Annotated in this window: 13 protein-coding genes; 6 read left to right on the forward strand and 7 right to left on the reverse strand. The window is 41.5% G+C overall.

The annotated features are described in order from the left end of the window. Positions 1-49 precede the first annotated feature (49 nt). The 4 genes from ACT53H_RS10570 to ACT53H_RS10585 all read right to left on the reverse strand — a co-directional run bounded on the left by ACT53H_RS10570 (position 50) and on the right by ACT53H_RS10585 (position 5298). Positions 50-1576, reverse strand: a complete 1527-nt coding sequence (locus ACT53H_RS10570) for a fumarate hydratase (protein ID WP_004794749.1) — start codon at positions 1574-1576, stop codon at positions 50-52. A 228-nt stretch (positions 1577-1804) separates the two neighbouring features. Next, positions 1805-3949 carry a phosphate acetyltransferase gene (gene pta / locus ACT53H_RS10575; protein ID WP_476009201.1) on the reverse strand — a complete coding sequence of 715 codons (2145 nt, stop codon included), beginning with the start codon at positions 3947-3949 and terminating at the stop codon, positions 1805-1807. A gap of 45 nt (positions 3950-3994) precedes the next feature. Next, positions 3995-5197, reverse strand: a complete 1203-nt coding sequence (locus ACT53H_RS10580; RefSeq protein WP_476009202.1) for an acetate/propionate family kinase — start codon at positions 5195-5197, stop codon at positions 3995-3997. Then, complete coding sequence (locus tag ACT53H_RS10585; RefSeq protein WP_476009203.1) at positions 5179-5298, reverse strand: hypothetical protein; 120 nt, start codon at positions 5296-5298, stop codon at positions 5179-5181. The genes ACT53H_RS10580 and ACT53H_RS10585 overlap by 19 nt, the downstream gene beginning before the upstream one ends. 659 nt (positions 5299-5957) lie before the next feature. On the opposite strand from ACT53H_RS10585, the gene edd reads away from it, so the two are divergent. From edd to ACT53H_RS10610, 5 genes are all read left to right on the forward strand, one after another. Next, positions 5958-7811: a phosphogluconate dehydratase gene (gene edd / locus ACT53H_RS10590; protein ID WP_174726959.1), complete on the forward strand. Its 1854-nt coding sequence runs from the start codon at positions 5958-5960 to the stop codon at positions 7809-7811. A 20-nt stretch (positions 7812-7831) separates the two neighbouring features. Continuing rightward, positions 7832-8461, forward strand: coding sequence for a bifunctional 4-hydroxy-2-oxoglutarate aldolase/2-dehydro-3-deoxy-phosphogluconate aldolase (eda, locus tag ACT53H_RS10595; RefSeq protein WP_016142253.1), 630 nt, complete (start codon positions 7832-7834; stop codon positions 8459-8461). 185 nt (positions 8462-8646) lie between these two features. Then, complete coding sequence (locus tag ACT53H_RS10600; protein ID WP_004794740.1) at positions 8647-10005, forward strand: GntT/GntP/DsdX family permease; 1359 nt, start codon at positions 8647-8649, stop codon at positions 10003-10005. Positions 10006-10022: 17 nt separating this feature from the next. Continuing rightward, complete coding sequence (locus tag ACT53H_RS10605; RefSeq protein WP_476009204.1) at positions 10023-10535, forward strand: gluconokinase; 513 nt, start codon at positions 10023-10025, stop codon at positions 10533-10535. Between the two features lie 167 nt (positions 10536-10702). Then, positions 10703-12331 (forward strand): NADP-dependent glyceraldehyde-3-phosphate dehydrogenase, encoded by a 1629-nt coding sequence (locus tag ACT53H_RS10610; protein ID WP_440203061.1) that lies wholly within the window; start codon positions 10703-10705, stop codon positions 12329-12331. A gap of 118 nt (positions 12332-12449) precedes the next feature. On the opposite strand, the gene ACT53H_RS10615 is transcribed toward ACT53H_RS10610, so the two are convergent. Further along, positions 12450-13715: a glutamate-5-semialdehyde dehydrogenase gene (locus tag ACT53H_RS10615; RefSeq protein ID WP_476009205.1), complete on the reverse strand. Its 1266-nt coding sequence runs from the start codon at positions 13713-13715 to the stop codon at positions 12450-12452. Positions 13716-14014: 299 nt separating this feature from the next. On the opposite strand from ACT53H_RS10615, the gene ACT53H_RS10620 reads away from it, so the two are divergent. After that, positions 14015-15328, forward strand: a complete 1314-nt coding sequence (locus ACT53H_RS10620) for an alpha/beta fold hydrolase (protein WP_476009206.1) — start codon at positions 14015-14017, stop codon at positions 15326-15328. Between the two features lie 55 nt (positions 15329-15383). Here ACT53H_RS10620 and ACT53H_RS10625 read toward each other — a convergent pair whose 3' ends face one another. Continuing rightward, positions 15384-16226: a class I SAM-dependent methyltransferase gene (locus ACT53H_RS10625; RefSeq protein ID WP_476009207.1), complete on the reverse strand. Its 843-nt coding sequence runs from the start codon at positions 16224-16226 to the stop codon at positions 15384-15386. Between the two features lie 325 nt (positions 16227-16551). Next, a complete protein-coding gene (gene nagZ / locus ACT53H_RS10630; RefSeq protein ID WP_476009208.1) occupies positions 16552-17571 on the reverse strand; it encodes a beta-N-acetylhexosaminidase in 1020 nt (339 codons plus the stop codon). Between the last annotated feature and the right edge of the window lie 8 nt (positions 17572-17579).

Consider the following 17579-nt stretch of genomic DNA (forward strand, 5'->3'; position numbering starts at 1 on the left):
AATAAAAAAAGAATGCAAAAAAAAGCACCGGATTCGGTGCTTTTCTTGATTAGCCAGCTGCTGCATCGACTACTGGAATTTTTCCAATTTTCGCTTGCCAGATTTTTGGAGCTACTGCGTGAATTGAAGTACCGTTTACATCAACTGCAACAGAAACAGGCATATCTTCAACGACGAATTTGTAGATAGCTTCCATACCTAAGTCTGCAAACGCAACAACTTCAGCTTCGCGAACAGCTTTAGATACGAGGTAAGCCGCACCACCAACTGCCATTAAGTAAGTTGCTTTGTTGTCTTTGATTGCTTCAATTGCTGTAGGACCACGTTCAGCTTTACCGATCATGCCGAACATGCCAGTGTGCTCAAGTACTTTACGTGTGAATTTGTCCATACGGGTTGCAGTTGTTGGACCTGCTGAACCGACTACTTCATCACGAACTGGATCGACTGGACCTACGTAGTAAATGAACTTACCTTTAAGATCAACTGGTAATTCTTCACCATTGTCGATCATTTCAACCATACGTTTGTGTGCAGCATCACGACCTGTGTACATTGTTCCGCTAAGAAGTAATGTATCACCCGGTTTCCAAGAATCCATTTCTTCTTGAGTAATGGTATCAAGGTTTACGCGTTTAGACTGTGAAGCATCCCAAGTTACTGAAGGGTAGTCTTCAAGTTTTGGTGCTTGAATATGAGCTACACCTGTACCATCAAGCTGGAAGTGAGCATGACGAGTAGCAGCACAGTTAGGAATCATACCAACTGGTTTACCAGCAGCGTGACATGGGTAATCTTTAATTTTAATATCAAGAACAGTCGTTAAACCGCCTAAGCCTTGAGCACCAATACCCAGTGCGTTTACTTTTTCAAAGATTTCGATACGAAGTTCTTCGATTTTGTTCTCTGGTCCACGGCGAAGTAATTCGTCCATGTTGATTTCTTCCATGAGTGCTTCTTTAGCAAGCATCATGGCTTTTTCAGCAGTACCACCAATACCAATACCGAGCATACCTGGAGGACACCAGCCTGCACCCATAGTTGGAACAGTTTTAAGTACCCAGTCAACAATCGAGTCAGATGGGTTAAGCATTGCAAGTTTAGATTTGTTTTCTGAACCGCCACCTTTAGCAGCAACAGTAATATCTACTTTATTACCCGGAACGAGTTTATAGTGAATTACAGCAGGGGTATTATCTTTTGTATTTTTACGACCAAATGCAGGATCAGCAAGTACAGATGCACGAAGAACATTGCTGTTTTCAAGGTAACCTTGGCGAACACCTTCGTTTACCGCATCGTCTAAGCTCATTGTTAAATCAAATTTAACATCTAAGCCCACTTCAAGGAAAACGTTAACAATACCAGTGTCTTGGCAAATTGGACGATGACCTTCCGCACACATGCGAGAGTTAATTAGAATCTGTGCAATTGCATCCTTTGCGGCTTTGTTTTCTTCGCGATCATAAGCACGGCTCATCGCTTGGATAAAGTCTTGCGGGTGATAGTACGAAATAAACTGTAGGGCGTCCTTGATCGATGTAATCAAGTCATCTTGTTTGATAATCGTTGTCATACCAGAAAATCTCTTGAGCGGGCTGTTAGCTAGCGGGCTAAATTATATGACAAAAAGATAGTGTTGTGGGAGATTGGTTGATCTTTTGACCGAAAGTCGCATAAGAAGATATTGAAGTGATTTAGATGCCAGAAATCGGAAAATTATTTATTTTTGAATGACTAAAATAAAAAAAGCCATTTGAGCGGATATCAAATGGCGAGAGGTAGTAAAGGTGAATTATATTAATTATTTGGCAGTGGCTTGTTGTTCTGCCTGAATTGCTGTTAAGGCAATGGTAAAGACGATGTCATCTACCAATGCTCCACGAGACAAGTCATTAACAGGCTTGTTTAGGCCTTGCAGCATTGGTCCAACGCTCACAACATTTGCAGCACGCTGTACTGCTTTGTAAGTTGTATTACCCGTATTTAAATCTGGGAAAATAAATACATTTGCACGGCCAGCAACGCGTGAGTCTGGTGCCTTTTGACGTCCCACACTTTCAACTGAAGCTGCATCGTATTGAAGTGGACCATCAATCAGTAAATCAGGACGACGCTGCTGAGCAATTTGAGTTGCTTGCTGTACTTTTTCAACATCTGCACCTGTTCCAGAAGTACCGGTTGAGTAGCTGATCATGGCAATACGCGGATCAATTCCAAATGCTTTCGCTGAGTCAGCAGACTGAATCGCAATTTCAGCCAATTGTTCTGCTGTAGGGTCTGGGTTAATCGCACAGTCACCGTAGACATAGACTTCATCTGGTAAAAGCATAAAGAATATTGATGAAACTAGTGAATATTCAGGGGCTGTCTTGATGAGCTGGAATGCGGGGCGAACTGTATTTGCTGTGGTGTGTACCGCACCTGAAACCAAACCATCCACATGGTCTAGGGCCAGCATCATAGTGCCAAGCACTACAGTGTCTTGTAATTGATCTTTAGCTTGTAATTCGTTGAGTTTACCTTTACGTAGCTCAACCATTGGTGCAACATATTGGTTGCGAATACTATCAGGATCGACAATTGCCAATTCGGCAGGTAATTCAATCCCGCGTGCTTTTGCAACATCGTGCACAGCATCTGGTTTAGCTAACAAAATACAGTCAGCAATACCTCGTGCCTGACAAATTGCTGCAGCTTGAATAGTGCGAGGTTCATCACCTTCAGGTAGCACAATCCGTTTTTTCGCGGCAATTGATTTTTGCACCAGTTCATGACGGAAAGCCGATGGCGATAGGCGAGGGGTAGCAGCATTGTTACTGTGCTGCTTAAGCCATTCAACATCAATATGACTTGAAACAAAACGAGTCACTTGCTCGGCACGTTCGGTATCGTCTGTTGGAATTTCATTGCCAAAATTAGACAGGCGCTGTGCAGTTTCCAATGTATTTAAACGGGTATGTAAAATCGGCAATCCTTGTTTAATCGCACTTTGACAAAACTCTAAAAGCTCAGGTGCTGGTGCTTCTCTTTCGGTAAGAACTAAACCAGCTAGAGGAATACCATTGCTGGTTGCCAAACTACTTGCAAGTAAAACATCTGTACGCTCAGATGCGCTAATGATCAATTCACCTGCAATGAACTTATTCAGTTCATATTCAATGCTTGAGGCAATTAAACTCGAATGCAAAATACGACGTGTTTTAGCTTCACCTTGATGTACCCATTGCCCATCAATGACATTTGCAATATCAAGTGTTCTTGGTACGCTCAGTGTATTACTAAAAGGAACAAGTCCAATAATTGGTAAATCGCTAGAGCCGAAATAACGATTATATTTTTGCAGTTCGCTCGTAAATTTTGCGATTTCTTCGGTTGGTCGTAACGATGGATCAAACGCAACAGGAATTTGTGCTGTTTCTTCGGTTAATCCACGGGTACGCATAAAGAGTACACCTGCAGTACGATTTGACGCTGCACCACCAAATTGACGTAAATGCGCATCTACTTTTTCTGCAGCTTTTTTCGGATTTTGAATATCTGCTGTACTGACCAATACGACTTCTGCATCAAGTGCTTGTGCAAGACTGGCGTTGAGCTCACTGGCGAAGTGGTCTTGTCCGTTTGGTAATAAACCTTCCACAATAATGACATCGTGGTCTGCTGCAACGCTACGGTGGAGGCTAACCGCTTCTTCAAGTAATTCATCTACTTCGCCAGCGGCAATAAGCTGAGTTAACTTTTCATGCGAAATAGATTGAACGGTTTTACTTTGAAATAAATGACCAAATAATGAAGTTGTTCGGTCAAGATGCTCTTGGTCTTCTTGAGAAAATGGTTTTAAAAAGCCTGCTTTAATCCCGTTACAATCAAGTGCGTAAATCATGCCTAAGCAGGCAGAGGTTAAGCCAACCCCTTCGCCTGTAGGAATCAATAAAATTGTATTCATATAAACCTATAAATAAACGAATATCGAGTTTTAGCTAAGCTTTAATTAAGCAAGGCTTGCTACAGATGCTGTATTTTCTGCTGCCTCAACAACTTGACGAGTTTCTTTGGCAATACGGCCTTCTTCATCTGTAGGAATGACCCAAATTTGAGGACCTGTTCCATCGTCGATTCGTCCTTCAGTGCCACGTTTTAGGTTGTTGTTTTGATCTTTATCAAGCTGCAAACCAAAATGAGGTAAATAAGCTAAGGTTTTTTCACGAATATAAGCTGAGTTCTCACCAATACCACCTGTGAAAATTAAACCGTCTAAAGTTGGTAAACCACAGCTTAATGCAGCAAGTGATTTTGCAAGGCGATAGCTAAAGACTTCAATTGCAAGACAAGCATCTTCGTTGCCATTTTCAGCCGCTTCAATCACTGTGCGCATGTCATTAGACAGTTGAGATAAGCCTAGTAAGCCACTTTCGTTATTTAAAACTTTATCAATTTTTGCTAAGTCCCAACCGAGGTTTTTCGCAAGGAAGCTATGTAAGCTTGGATCAACATCACCACTACGCGTTCCCATCACTACGCCTTCAAGTGGAGTGAGACCCATAGAGGTATCAACACTTTGTCCATTCCATACTGCGCAAGTTGAACTGCCATTTCCTAGATGCGCTGTTAACCATCCACCTTTTTTCAGATTGCCTGCAAGCTCACTTGCTTTATCAGACACATAGGCGTGGCTTGTCCCATGGAAACCATAACGGCGGACGTTGTGGTCAGTATATAAAAATTTAGGAATTGCATAACGATATGCATGCGGTGGCATGGTTTGATGGAATGCAGTGTCGAATACGGCAACTTGAGGTAATTCAGGGAATAGGCGTACGGTTGCATCAATACCAATTAAATGTGCTGGGTTATGAAGTGGAGCTAAAGGCGTCGCAGCACGAATACGTTCAATAATTTCAGGAGTGAGTAATTCTGCTTTGGTAAGGCTTCCACCATGTACAACACGGTGACCGATCGCTTGCGGTTTGTAGTTGGCAAGACGTGCAAGTAAAGTTTCTAAAGCTTTGGCGTGGTCAGCATAAGGAATTGAAAGTTCAAGTGGTTCGCCACCTACTGTAACTCCCTTAATACGAGCGTCAGCTGCCCCCAAGTTTTCTGCTAAACCGTAAATACGGTCTTCACGACGCTCTGAAACCAGTGCGTATTTAATAGATGAAGAGCCGCAATTGATAACTAATACTGATATAGCCACGTTGAAATACCCAAGTCCTGATTTAAAGTAGTTTTCCTAACTTCCTGTACAAGATGTATTATTTTCCGATACAAATTGAACGGGTTGTCATGTTTTATCATGTGTTGTTTTTCTGTCCAAGATAGACTTTAGCCCATTAGACTTAAGCACTATCGACCATCAAATTATTTCTAACTAATATCTGTCCAGTATAAAGCTTAACCACTGTATTCCTTGTTTTTTTATATGCCTAGAAAAGAGTTTTTTGTATATATTTATGAAAAAATAAAACTGAATGAAAAACGTATTTTAAATCTTAAAGATTGATTCTTTATTGAATAGGTATCTCATGTCTTTAAATTAAATTTTAAGCATATATTACAAATAATATACGTAAGTTAAATTAAGTTTTAATAGCATTCGAGAGAATTAAAAAGAACCAAATATAGTTTTATTAATACTAAAAATTAGAATGAAAAGAACATCATTTATATATTGTTAATTATATTTCATTACATTGATATTGCGATAATTTTACCGTATTTTTCAAGGTTTATTTTAGGTTTAAATATACCTCATTATTAATAAGAATTTTGTCTAAAATATAAACTTACTATGCCTTTAAAGCTTGTGCTGAGGCCATTACAGCCGTATTGATTGGGGTTGCATGTCGCTTTTTGCCTGAATAATATTGTTCATCCTTTTTCAAATGATTATAAGAAATATATCATTTGGTCTATTTTTATATTCCGGCTTATCCGGTTGTACAGGAGCGTCCAGCATGGACTTGCCGAACCCTATATTGGCAAAAGTTACCGAGCGTGTAATCGCACGTAGTCAAAAAACTCGTTCTGCATATTTACAACGTATTGAACATGCACAAGGCAAATTTCCTGCTCGTGGAGCACTTTCATGTGCCAATCTGGCTCATGGTTTTGCCAGCATGGAAGATAATGAAAAGTTAATTATTAAAGTAGGTCGTGAGCCAAATATTGGCATCGTATCTTCATATAACGAAATGCTTTCGGCCCATGCACCTTATAAAACATTTCCAGATTTAATTAAAACAGCCGCTCGTGAGAATGGTGGCGTAGCACAGTTTGCAGGTGGTGTTCCTGCGATGTGTGACGGTATTACCCAAGGTAATGCTGGCATGGAACTATCTTTATTCTCTCGCGAAACCATTGCGATGAGCACAGCGATTGCGTTGTCTCATAACATGTTTGACGCAGCACTGTGTCTAGGTGTTTGCGACAAGATTGTGCCAGGCTTACTGATTGGTGCTTTGCAGTTTGGTTATTTGCCTACTATTTTTGTGCCAGCTGGTCCAATGACCAGTGGGTTATCTAACGATGAGAAAGCTAAAATTCGTCAGCAATTTGCAACGGGTCAGGTTGGCCGAGATGCTTTGCTAGAAGCTGAGTCAGCCGCTTATCACGGACAAGGGACTTGTACTTTTTACGGTACAGCCAACAGTAACCAGATGCTAATGGAAGTCATGGGCTTGCATTTGCCAAGTGCGGCTTTTGTTCATCCTCACACACCATTACGTGATGCACTTACTGCAGAAGCGGCAATTCGTGTACTGGATTTAACAGTTGAGCGCGGAAACTACACGCCGATTGGTCATGTGATTGATGAAAAAGCCATTATCAATGGCATCGTGGCATTGCTCGCGACAGGTGGTTCAACCAATCATACTTTGCACCTTATTGCGATTGCTCGTGCCGCAGGCATCTTAATTGACTGGGATGACTTTGATGAGTTGTCTGCTGTCGTTCCATTGCTCGCAAAAATCTATCCAAATGGTAAAGCCGATGTAAACCATTTCCAAGCTGCGGGTGGGGTTGCTTTCCTCATTCGTAACTTACTTGAGGCTGGTTTATTGCATAACGACGTAATCACAGTGGCTGGTAAAGGCTTGCACCATTACACCAAAGAACCAAAACTGATTGATGGCAAACTGACTTGGGTTGATGGTGTGGTTCAGAGTCTTGATGACAAAGTTTTACGTAGTATTGATGCGCCGTTTCAACCAGATGGTGGCTTGCGTTTAATGCAGGGTCGCCTTGGCCGTGGTGTCATCAAGATTTCTGCTGTTGCACCAGAACATCGCAAAGTTAAAGCTCCGGCAATCGTGTTTGATTCTCAAGAAGCAGTGCAAGCTGCGTTTGATCGTGGTGAATTACACCGAGACTTTATTGCGGTTGTTCGTTTCCAAGGTGCTCGTGCTAACGGTATGCCTGAATTGCATCGTTTAACGCCTGTGTTGGGTGTTTTACAAGATCAAGGTTTCCACGTTGCTTTAGTGACTGATGGCCGTATGTCTGGTGCTTCAGGCAAAGTTCCTGCGGTGATTCACTTATCTCCAGAAGCCTTACTAAATGGGCCGATTGCTAAAGTGCAAACAGGCGATATGTTGATTATTGATGCTGAGGCAGGCGTACTCGATGTTGAAATAGATGAACAGACTTGGCAGTCGCGTCCCGTTGCACAGCCAGAACATCAGGCAGAAAACGAAGTTGGCTTTGGCCGTGAATTATTTGGTGTTTTCCGTGCTGCTGCTGCGCCAGCTGAACATGGAGCATCTGTATTTGGTGCATTAGTTGGTGAAACTTCACCAGAGCAGATTTGAGTCAAAGGAACTGAAAAATAATGATTAAAATTGAAGATATCGTCAAATTAGGTCCAGTCATTCCCGTATTGGCATTTGATTCTGCCGAGCAAGGTGAAGATGTATCACGTGCTTTACATGCTGGCGGTGTAAAAGTCCTTGAAATTACGTTGCGTACTGCTGCGGGTCTTGCTGCTATTGAGCGTGCTAGCCAATTGGCAGATGACATTGTGGTCGGTGTAGGTACGATTACCAAGCCAGAACATTGTGCTCAAGCTAAAAAAGCAGGTGCTCAATTTGGTGTATCTCCCGGTTTGACTAAAGATCTGCATTTGGCTGCACAAGATGCCGGCTTGCCTTTATTGCCTGGTGTGATGACACCAAGTGACCTGATTCAGGCAATTGAATTAGGTTATGACATTGTAAAGTTCTTCCCAGCTCAACAGGCAGGTGGCGTTGAGATGCTAAAAGCATTTTATGGCCCATTTCCAAACTTACGCTTTTGTCCGACTGGCGGAATTACTGCAGAGTCAGCACCGGATTTCTTAAAGCAACCTAACGTGGTTTGTGTGGGTGGTTCATGGTTAACACCTAAAGCTACTGTAGCTGCACAAGACTGGGCTGAAATTACTCGCTTGGCACAAATTGCGAGTCAGTTGAGAGCACCGTAGATGTAGTCGATATTTATAAAAAATGAAGTGCATTTTATGTGCTTTAAAGGCTGTATTGATGTGACCAGTTTGTGCTGGTCACACCTAAATATAAAAATTTAATGTCTTAACAGTAGGAATTACTGTGGTTGAAGACCTTTGTTTAGGCAGTGAGCCTAAATAATTATTCCAAGGAGAAGTGTCCCATGGAGACGGTTCAGGGTGGCATGTTACTGATCTACACTGTAATCGCGATTATTGCTTTAGTGGTCATGATCGCGAAGTTTAGAATTTATCCATTTCTGGTTCTCATTATTGTTTCACTTGGTTTAGCTTTAGCTGTTGGCATGCCAATGGGCGATATTGTTAAGTCATATGAAGCTGGTACTGGTAAAACCCTAGGCCACCTTGCGATTGTAATCGCATTAGGAACAATGCTCGGCAAAATGATGGCTGAGTCGGGTGGCGCAGAGCGAATAGCAATTACTTTAATTAAGTGGTTTGGTGAGAAAAATATTCACTGGGCCATGATGTTTATTGCCCTTATTGTTGGGCTTCCCGTATTTTTCGAAGTAGGTTTCGTTCTACTCATTCCAATTGCGTTCAACATTGCGAAGCGAACAGGCAAATCCTTACTGGTTGTAGGCTTGCCAATGGTTGCTGGTTTGTCGGTTGTGCATGGCTTAATTCCACCACATCCAGCAGCGTTGTTAGCAGTACAGGCTTATCATGCTGATATTGGTAAAACAATTGCTTATAGTCTGATAGTGGGTGTGCCAACAGCTATTGTTGCTGGACCATTGTATGCACTTTGGATCAATAAATACGTCAAATTGCCTGAAAATAACCCGTTAGCGAAGCAGTTTATTGAAGCAGATACGAATAGAACTCGCGAGCTACCAAGCTTTGGGATTACCTTATTTACGATCATGCTGCCAGTTGTATTGATGTTGATCGGAAGCTGGGCAGATCTTTTCTTTGCACCACAAACCTTTGCAAACGACTTACTACGTTTTATTGGTACTTCTGATATCGCATTGCTCATCGCAGTATTGGTCAGCTTTATTACTTTCGGTACGATGCAGGGCTTTAACCGTGAACAAATTGAAAAATTCTGTGGCGGATGTTTAGCTTCTATTGCTGGGATTATGTTGATTGTAGGTGCTGGCGGTGGTTTTGGTGGCATTTTGCGTGACACCGGTATTTCTAATGAGATTGTTTCTACAGCTTTAAAGGCAAATTTATCGCCGTTATTGTTGGGTTGGTTTGTTGCAGCATTAATTCGTTTGGCAACAGGATCGGCAACGGTTGCCATGGCTACAGCTTGTAGCATTGTGGCTCCAATTGCAGCAACAGCGGGAGTTGCGGTTAGACCAGAACTTTTGGTACTTGCCACAGGTTCAGGTTCATTAGTTTTCTCACATGTAAATGACGCAGGATTCTGGTTAATCAAAGAATATTTTGGTATGACAGTAGGACAGACACTCAAGACTTGGTCAGTATTAGAAACGATCATTTCGGTGTTGGGTTTATCTTTCACGCTACTGCTTAGCACTATTTTATAATTAAAGGTGAGTAATCCATGATTGTGATTGCAATGGGTGTCTGTGGAACAGGTAAAACCCTAATTGGTGAATTGTTATCAGAGCGTTTGGCTTGTGAGTTTCTTGATGGTGATACGCTTCATTCAGCTGCAAATAAAAGTAAGATGAGTCAGGGCATTCCCTTAACAGATGAAGACCGCTTGCCATGGTTACAAGCAATTCGTCAGGTCATTGAAACCAAACAGAGAGATGGTGAAACGGCTGTATTTACATGCTCATCTTTAAAGCGCATGTATCGCGATATTTTAAGAGGGCAGGACCAGAATATTAAGTTTGTCTACTTAAAAGGTTCTTATGAATTATTACAGCAACGACTTGCAGAAAGATCAGGTCATTTTTTTGACCCAGCGTTGCTACAAACACAGCTAGACACACTAGAGGAGCCTGATGTGAATGAAGCAATTGCTATTGATATTGCTCTCACACCAGAACAGATCATTGAACAAGTCATCCAGAAGCTAGGGGCGACTGATAGTGTGTGTCGGGGGTAAATTCAGCTAGAAAGGTTATCAACGCTTTAAGATATTCACCTTGTGGTTAACGCTTCAAGCAAGGTGAGTACGGATAATAATAGTGATATTGACCCGAATAAATCCTAATTAGAATGGAAAGTTCGGGAATATATAAAAGACATACGAATAATAAGGTATTAAGAAGAATGAATCAGTTAAATAATCTACAACATAAATTCCCAGTAGTGGACAGTATTCCTGAAAGTGTGCGTTTACCCTCCCAAATTCATCAGCGTGTCTCACTGGTAGATGGTGAATTGAAGTTATGGGCTGGTGCAACCAAGAAAACATTATCTCCAATCTGGATTCAGCAGCCTGACGGTAGCCTACAGCAAGTTGAACTTGGTAGTTATCCAGTCATGGGTGAAAAAGAAAGCGATGAAGCACTAGAGGCAGCGGTACGGGCTTACAATAATGGTCGCGGCGAATGGCCAATGATGAAGGTGAGTGAGCGCATTGCCTGCATGCAAAAATTTATTCAGCGCATGGTGGAACAGCGAGATCTGATTATTAAGTTGATCATGTGGGAAATTGGCAAAAGCTTGGCGGATTCAGAAAAAGAGTTTGACCGTACAATTACCTACATGCGTCAAACGATTGATGCTCTGAAAGATTTGGATAATGCCAATTCCCGCTTTGTAATTGCCGAAGGTACGATTGGTCAAATCCGTCGTACTCCACTAGGTGTCGTGTTGTGTATGGGACCATACAACTACCCGCTGAACGAAACCTTTGCGACTCTGATCCCAGCCATGCTGATGGGTAATACCATTATTTTTAAACCACCTCAATTTGGGACCTTGTTGTTTGAACCGTTACTAGAAGCGTTCCGTGATTCATTTCCAAAAGGTGTGATCAATACCATTTATGCACCAGGCTCTCTAGTGGTACCCCATCTACTGGCATCTGGGCAAATTAATGTACTGGCGCTGATTGGTTCTAGTAAAGTAGCTGATCACTTGAAGAAGCAACATCCTAAATCTCACCGTCTGCGTGCGATTTTGGGGCTGGATGCGAAGAATGCAGCCATTATTCTGCCGGATGCCGACTTGGATCTAACAGTGAAAGAGTGTCTGTTGGGTGCATTGTCGTTTAATGGTCAGCGTTGTACCGCACTCAAAATGTTGATGGTACATCGTTCAATAGCCGATGAGTTTGTTAGCCGCTTAACGGCTGAACTGGCTAAACTTAAAGTGGGGATGCCTTGGGAAAAAGGTGTGTTTATTACTCCGTTACCAGGTATGCACCGTACGACCTACATGACTGAAGTCATTGAGGATGCTGTGGCTAAAGGGGCAAAAGTGGTTAATCTGGAAGGCGGTGAATTCTGCAAAACGATGTTCTATCCAGCTGTAGTTTATCCAGTGACTGAGGGAATGAGGCTGTATCGCGAAGAACAGTTTGGTCCAGTGATACCAGTCTCCGTTTATGATGACATTGAAACTGTGCTGGACTATGTCACTACTTCTGATCATGGGCAACAGGTGAGTATTTTTGGTAGCGACCCTGAGCAAATTGGTCACTTGGTTGATCCACTGGTTCATCAGGTCTGTCGTGTGAACATCAACTGTCAATGTCAGCGCGGCCCTGATGTGTTCCCATTTGGTGGACGTAAAGATTCTGCGGAAGGTACATTGTCTGTGCATGATGCGCTTCGTGCATTCTCGATCCGTTCTATGATTGCTGCTAAACAGACAGATGACAGCAAAGGCATGTTGGCCTCTATGGTGTCTGAACACTACTCTAAATTTGTGAATACCGACTTTATTTTCTAATAAATATACGATTAAGAAAAACCAGCCTTCGGGTTGGTTTTTTATAGTGACTCATAACTTGAGTAATAAAAAACGCCTGAAATTGATCAGGCGTTTTTATTTGAACTAATAAATTTAATTATTGGCGAATTTGTCCGTCACCTAACACAATCCATTTTTGTGAAGTTAAGCCTTCTAAACCAACTGGGCCGCGGGCATGGATTTTATCAGTGGAGATACCTATTTCAGCGCCTAAGCCATATTCGAAACCATCAGCAAAACGAGTTGATGCATTGATTACGACTGAGCTTGAGTCTACACGAGCCAAGAACTGACGAGCTAAAGTGTAGTTTTCAGTCACAATTGCATCGGTATGATGTGAACCATATTTGTTGATATGGTCAATTGCTTCATCAATGCCACTCACTACTTTAACTGCAAGAATTGGCCCTAAATATTCGGTGTACCAATCTTCTTCTGTCGCTGGTTTTACAGAAGCACCCAAAATGCGACGTGTTTCTGGACAACCACGGAGCTCAACTTGTTTCTCAGCATAGAGTTCAGCAATGTGCGGTAAGAAAACATCTGCAATTTTTTCATCAACGAGCAGAGTTTCCATCGCATTACAAACGCCATAACGATGTGTTTTTGCATTTAATGTAATTGGTAAAGCTTTTTGCAAGTCGGCTTGTGCTTCAACAAATACATGGCAGTTACCATCAAGATGCTTAATGACAGGAATACGCGCTTCGTTAGTTACACGCTCAATTAAGCTTTTGCCACCACGTGGAACGATTACATCTACATATTCAGCCATGGTAATAAGATGACCAACAGCCGCACGGTCAGAAGTGTTAATCACTTGAACTGAATCTTCAGGTAAGCCAGCAACTTTTAAGCCATGCTTAATCGCTTCAGCGATCGCTTTATTTGACTCGAGTGCTTCTGAACCACCACGTAAAATAATGGCATTGCCCGATTTAATCGCTAAAGATGCAGCTTCAAGGGTTACGTTTGGACGTGATTCGTAAATCATCCCAATAACACCTAAAGGCACACGCATTTTTCCAATTTGAATGCCTGTGGGGCGATATGCAAGATCAGTAATTTCCCCAATTGGATCGACAAGTGCGATCACATCTTTTAGACCTTGCAACATTCCTTTAAAGCGTGTGGGCGTAAGTTCAAGACGATCAAGCAATGCGCTGTCGAGCTGATTGCTACGACCTTTATCCATGTCGATTTGATTCGCTGCCAAGATTTCTGCCTGATTATTTTCTAAAGCAGTATAAATAGCAGAGAGTGCATGATTTTTTAGTGAGGTAGAAGCACTTGTTAGGACACGAGATGCCTGACGTGCTTGTTGCCCGACTTTTTGCATATATTGTTCAATTGAGTCTTGCATAGCATTTTTTAATCATTTACCAATGAGTAAGATAGTAGCAGTCAAATGCGGAACAATGAATGGCTTTTTTTGAAAAATGTGACTGCCATAAAAAAACATTTAAATATTTTGCAAACTATTAGCGACTTAAACAAGATGAGCGGTCATTTGAGCGATTGCGTATATTTCACACAATTGTTTAGAATGTTATTGTGCAATACAAACTAATACAAATTTAAAAGTTTTGTGCATAAAAGATTACGTGTTCAAGAAGGAACTCTTGCAGCATAAAAAAATTACAGCAAGGAGGAAGCAGGGATATGAATTCCATTATTCAAATGGATTCGGAGATCAACCAAGCTTATGCCGGTTTTGGCTTTTTCGATATCTACCATAGAGATAGTTTTAAACAACCTGCTCGTACAACATGGATTGACGGCTGGAAAATTGAATATATGGCAATTGCCGATCCAAAATCGATTCACAATACGCCAATTGTGATTGTGGGCGGTGCTTTCCAGAATTTTAATTCTTATAAATATTGTGTTGAACAACTTTTTGAAAGTGGTCCAGTCATTTTAATCGATTTGCCTTCTATGGGGGCAAATCAGCAAATTACTAATCGGGATACTGGCGTATCTGCAGGTACTTTAGAGCTACCTGATTTGTCTAAAATGTTGGGACGTTGGTTAGATATTGTGGGTCTACAAAAAGTTTCCGTTATGGGAATGTCTTTAGGGTCAGTGATTGCTTCTTGTTTTGCCTATCATCGTCCTGAATTAATGGATCGCATGATTTTAATGGGGGTTATGCAAAAGACCCGAAAAAGTTGGCGAATGATTTTGGAAGAGTCGCTCAAGCTCATGCAAGAAAACCGCATGGAAGAGTTTGGGCAAGCTGTAATTTTATATTTAGTTAATCATGCAAAATTAGATAAAACCCGCATGTCACCAACAGCCAAGAAATTATTTTTTAGACAAATGGCTGAGTTTACGGGTACTGAGCGAGAACGTTATGAAATTAACTGTAATCGTCTTTTGCGGTTAACGGATGTACCTATTCCAGAGTGCAAAACGTTGGTTGCAGCAGGGCAGTACGATAGTTTTACTCTGCCTCATGAAAATGCGAACTTTGCGTTGCAATGCCCAGACATGGAATTTGCATTGATCGCAAACGCAGATCATGTACCGCAGCTCCAGCGTCGTAAAGAAACCATGAGTTTGTTTACTTCATTCTTAAAAGGTGAATCTATCCAAAATTTGGATGGCATTATTCCTATGACACGTGAACAAATGCAAAACATGGAACGCCGTGGTGAAGAGCGAGTTCGAGTTTTGCAGCCAAATACTCAACTTACTCACCGAGAGTCTGATGTAGAGGTACCTGTAACAATTGTTGATGTCACTTTCTTCGGTATGTATTTAAAAATGGATGATGTTTCTCAGCTTAATTTTGTGAATGACCATCCACGTGACTTGGCACTGCATTTAGAAGATGAAGAGGGTAGCTTTGCAATTGAGTGCTTAATTTTTGAGAGTACAGAGCAGGGTATTCGCGCTTTATTTAAACATGGTAGTTTCGAACTTGCTGATCGTTTAAGCCGTTTTATTGCTCGTCAAAAACAAGCAGTTTAATAATATAATTATAGATGGAAGCTCGTTGATGTCGAGCTTCCATTTTTTATATTGGTTATTTTATTTGCGCGTGAATGGTCCAGACCAAGTCGCCTAAATGTTGCTCATGACTATCTTGAGACGCTTGTCCAAAGAAAATTTGTGGTTGTTCCACGCTAACTTGATCGAACTCTGTATCTTTAAAAAAGTCTTCAACTTCTTTGGGATTTTTGAAGTGAAAACTAAACGAGCTTCGAGACATTAATTTCAATAACTTACTGCTATTCCAGATAATACTAGCAAGTTTGTTTTTAACTGGTTCAGGGTAGAGGTCAGTTAAATAATGAAAATTTTTAAAAGAAGCGCCATAGTGAGCAATCGATTGAATCAGCTGTTTTAATAAATCTTTATCAAAGTAATTAATTAAACCTTCACTAATCACAACTAGCGGGCGGTTCGGGTCAAATACTTTAAATGCTTGTGCAAAAGCTTCTGTAAATAAATCAACTGATAAAACTTCAGGTGCATTTTTTTCAATTTGCTGTAACGCATTTTGTTTGGTTTGTGCCATGTCGGGTAAATCAAGCTCCCGATAGGTAATCGAAGGGTAATGCTGTCTAAACCACCAACCGCGTGGGGACAGGCCACATGCTATTTCTAGAACTTGTAAATCAGGACTTTCTTGAATGAGTTGTTCTAAGTGATGATCAAGCATGGTGTGACGTTGTTTAAGCGTCGTGCGCATACTACCGCCCACATATTTCTCAGCCCAAGATTCTATTGGATGAACCAAATATGCTAGTGATTTGCCTTTGGTTGTAGCAAGTGCTTCATGAGAGATCCCCATTTGATACCAGATATAGCCTGTATAGTGGGCTGTAAAAGAGATGTGGCGGTGTTTTGAAAGTTGTTGTGTCATTCGTCCTGAGCTCGATTTATTGTTTTTCTGTGATCTTCATTATTTATAACAATGAAGAGGTTTTAATGCATTGATGTTGAATGAACCTGTATGACGGAGTCCTGTCAATTAGGTTCGCATTCTGGGATGAACTTTCAGTTAGAGTTACTTTTCTTTCGGGAAAAGTAACCAAAACCATTGTCATACGCAAAACCTGTTCACTTTCTGCATCTATCAAATATATTGAAGCAATCAATATCCTTCAGCAGATGAGCAGGTTGCGTATGACTTAACCGCGTATCAGATAGCGAATAGGTTTTTGTAGCCAATTGAAATTTATACTAACTTAAATCGAATTTTTAAACTCTTCAATGGCTGTTTTGACAGCTTGCCACTCGTTGCCAAGCGATAAGGTTTCACCAATCTGAATTTGTGGAATTTGACCACGCATTCGTTCAAGGCGTTCTTGATTTGGTAGCTCTAAGTTTGCAATACCTTCAAGTGCTGTACATGCCGCACTACGGTCATTACACACGAGTCCCATATCACAACCAGCAGTTAAAGCAGCTTGAATACGTGCATCTGCGCCACCTGCTACACATGCAGCTTGCATGCTTAAGTCATCAGAGAAAAGTACACCATCAAACTTCAAACGGTTGCGTAGAACTTCTTGAATCCAGAAAGGTGAAAAACCGGCTGGATTTGGATCGATCTGATCATAAATCACATGTGCAGGCATGAGCGCATCAAGCTGAGGCATAAGCTTAATGAAGCTTTGCATGTCATGATTGTAAATTTCGTCATAGCTACGGCTATCGATTGCAGCTGCGACATGAGAGTCGGCTTTCACTGAGCCGTGACCCGGGAAATGTTTGCCCGTGTTTGCCATTCCCGCTTTTTTCATGCCTTGCATAAACGCGCCAGCAAGTGGTGCGATATCCTCAATATTTTTAGAGAAGCCACGATCACCGATCACATCACTAATTGCATTAAGGTCTAAAACGGGTGCAAAACTAAAATCGATACCGACAGCAAGGACTTCGGTTGCCATTAACCAACCGCACTGTTCAGCTAGTTCAAGTGCTTTTTGAGGTTGAGTAACATAGAGTTCACCGAAACGACCCATGGCCGGTAATAAGGTAAAGCCTGATCTTAGGCGCTGAACTCGACCACCTTCTTGGTCGACAGCAATTAAAATATCTGGACGAATTTGACGCATATGATCCGTTAATGCACGCACTTGTTGTGGAGATTCAATATTTCGTGCAAATAAAATCATGCCACCGACTTGCGGAGCGCGTAATAGTTCAATATCTTCTTGAGTAAGTTCTGTGCCGGCGATATCCAGCATCAATGCGCCAATCATATTGGTTC

The sequence above is a fragment of the Acinetobacter sp. DMC2 genome (assembly GCF_056314305.1).

What these genes read in the sequence shown, in the direction of transcription:
- pta (WP_476009201.1), bottom strand. Translation starts at nt 3,949, where the DNA reads ATGAATACAATTTTATTGATTCCTACAGGCGAAGGGGTTGGCTTAACC.
- ACT53H_RS10600 (WP_004794740.1), top strand. Translation starts at nt 8,647, where the DNA reads ATGGAGACGGTTCAGGGTGGCATGTTACTGATCTACACTGTAATCGCG.
- ACT53H_RS10605 (WP_476009204.1), top strand. Translation starts at nt 10,023, where the DNA reads ATGATTGTGATTGCAATGGGTGTCTGTGGAACAGGTAAAACCCTAATT.
- ACT53H_RS10610 (WP_440203061.1), top strand. Translation starts at nt 10,703, where the DNA reads ATGAATCAGTTAAATAATCTACAACATAAATTCCCAGTAGTGGACAGT.
- nagZ (WP_476009208.1), bottom strand. Translation starts at nt 17,571, where the DNA reads ATGATTGGCGCATTGATGCTGGATATCGCCGGCACAGAACTTACTCAA.
- ACT53H_RS10570 (WP_004794749.1), bottom strand. Translation starts at nt 1,576, where the DNA reads ATGACAACGATTATCAAACAAGATGACTTGATTACATCGATCAAGGAC.
- edd (WP_174726959.1), top strand. Translation starts at nt 5,958, where the DNA reads ATGGACTTGCCGAACCCTATATTGGCAAAAGTTACCGAGCGTGTAATC.
- ACT53H_RS10625 (WP_476009207.1), bottom strand. Translation starts at nt 16,226, where the DNA reads ATGACACAACAACTTTCAAAACACCGCCACATCTCTTTTACAGCCCAC.
- eda (WP_016142253.1), top strand. Translation starts at nt 7,832, where the DNA reads ATGATTAAAATTGAAGATATCGTCAAATTAGGTCCAGTCATTCCCGTA.
- ACT53H_RS10615 (WP_476009205.1), bottom strand. Translation starts at nt 13,715, where the DNA reads ATGCAAGACTCAATTGAACAATATATGCAAAAAGTCGGGCAACAAGCA.
- ACT53H_RS10585 (WP_476009203.1), bottom strand. Translation starts at nt 5,298, where the DNA reads ATGATAAAACATGACAACCCGTTCAATTTGTATCGGAAAATAATACAT.
- ACT53H_RS10620 (WP_476009206.1), top strand. Translation starts at nt 14,015, where the DNA reads ATGAATTCCATTATTCAAATGGATTCGGAGATCAACCAAGCTTATGCC.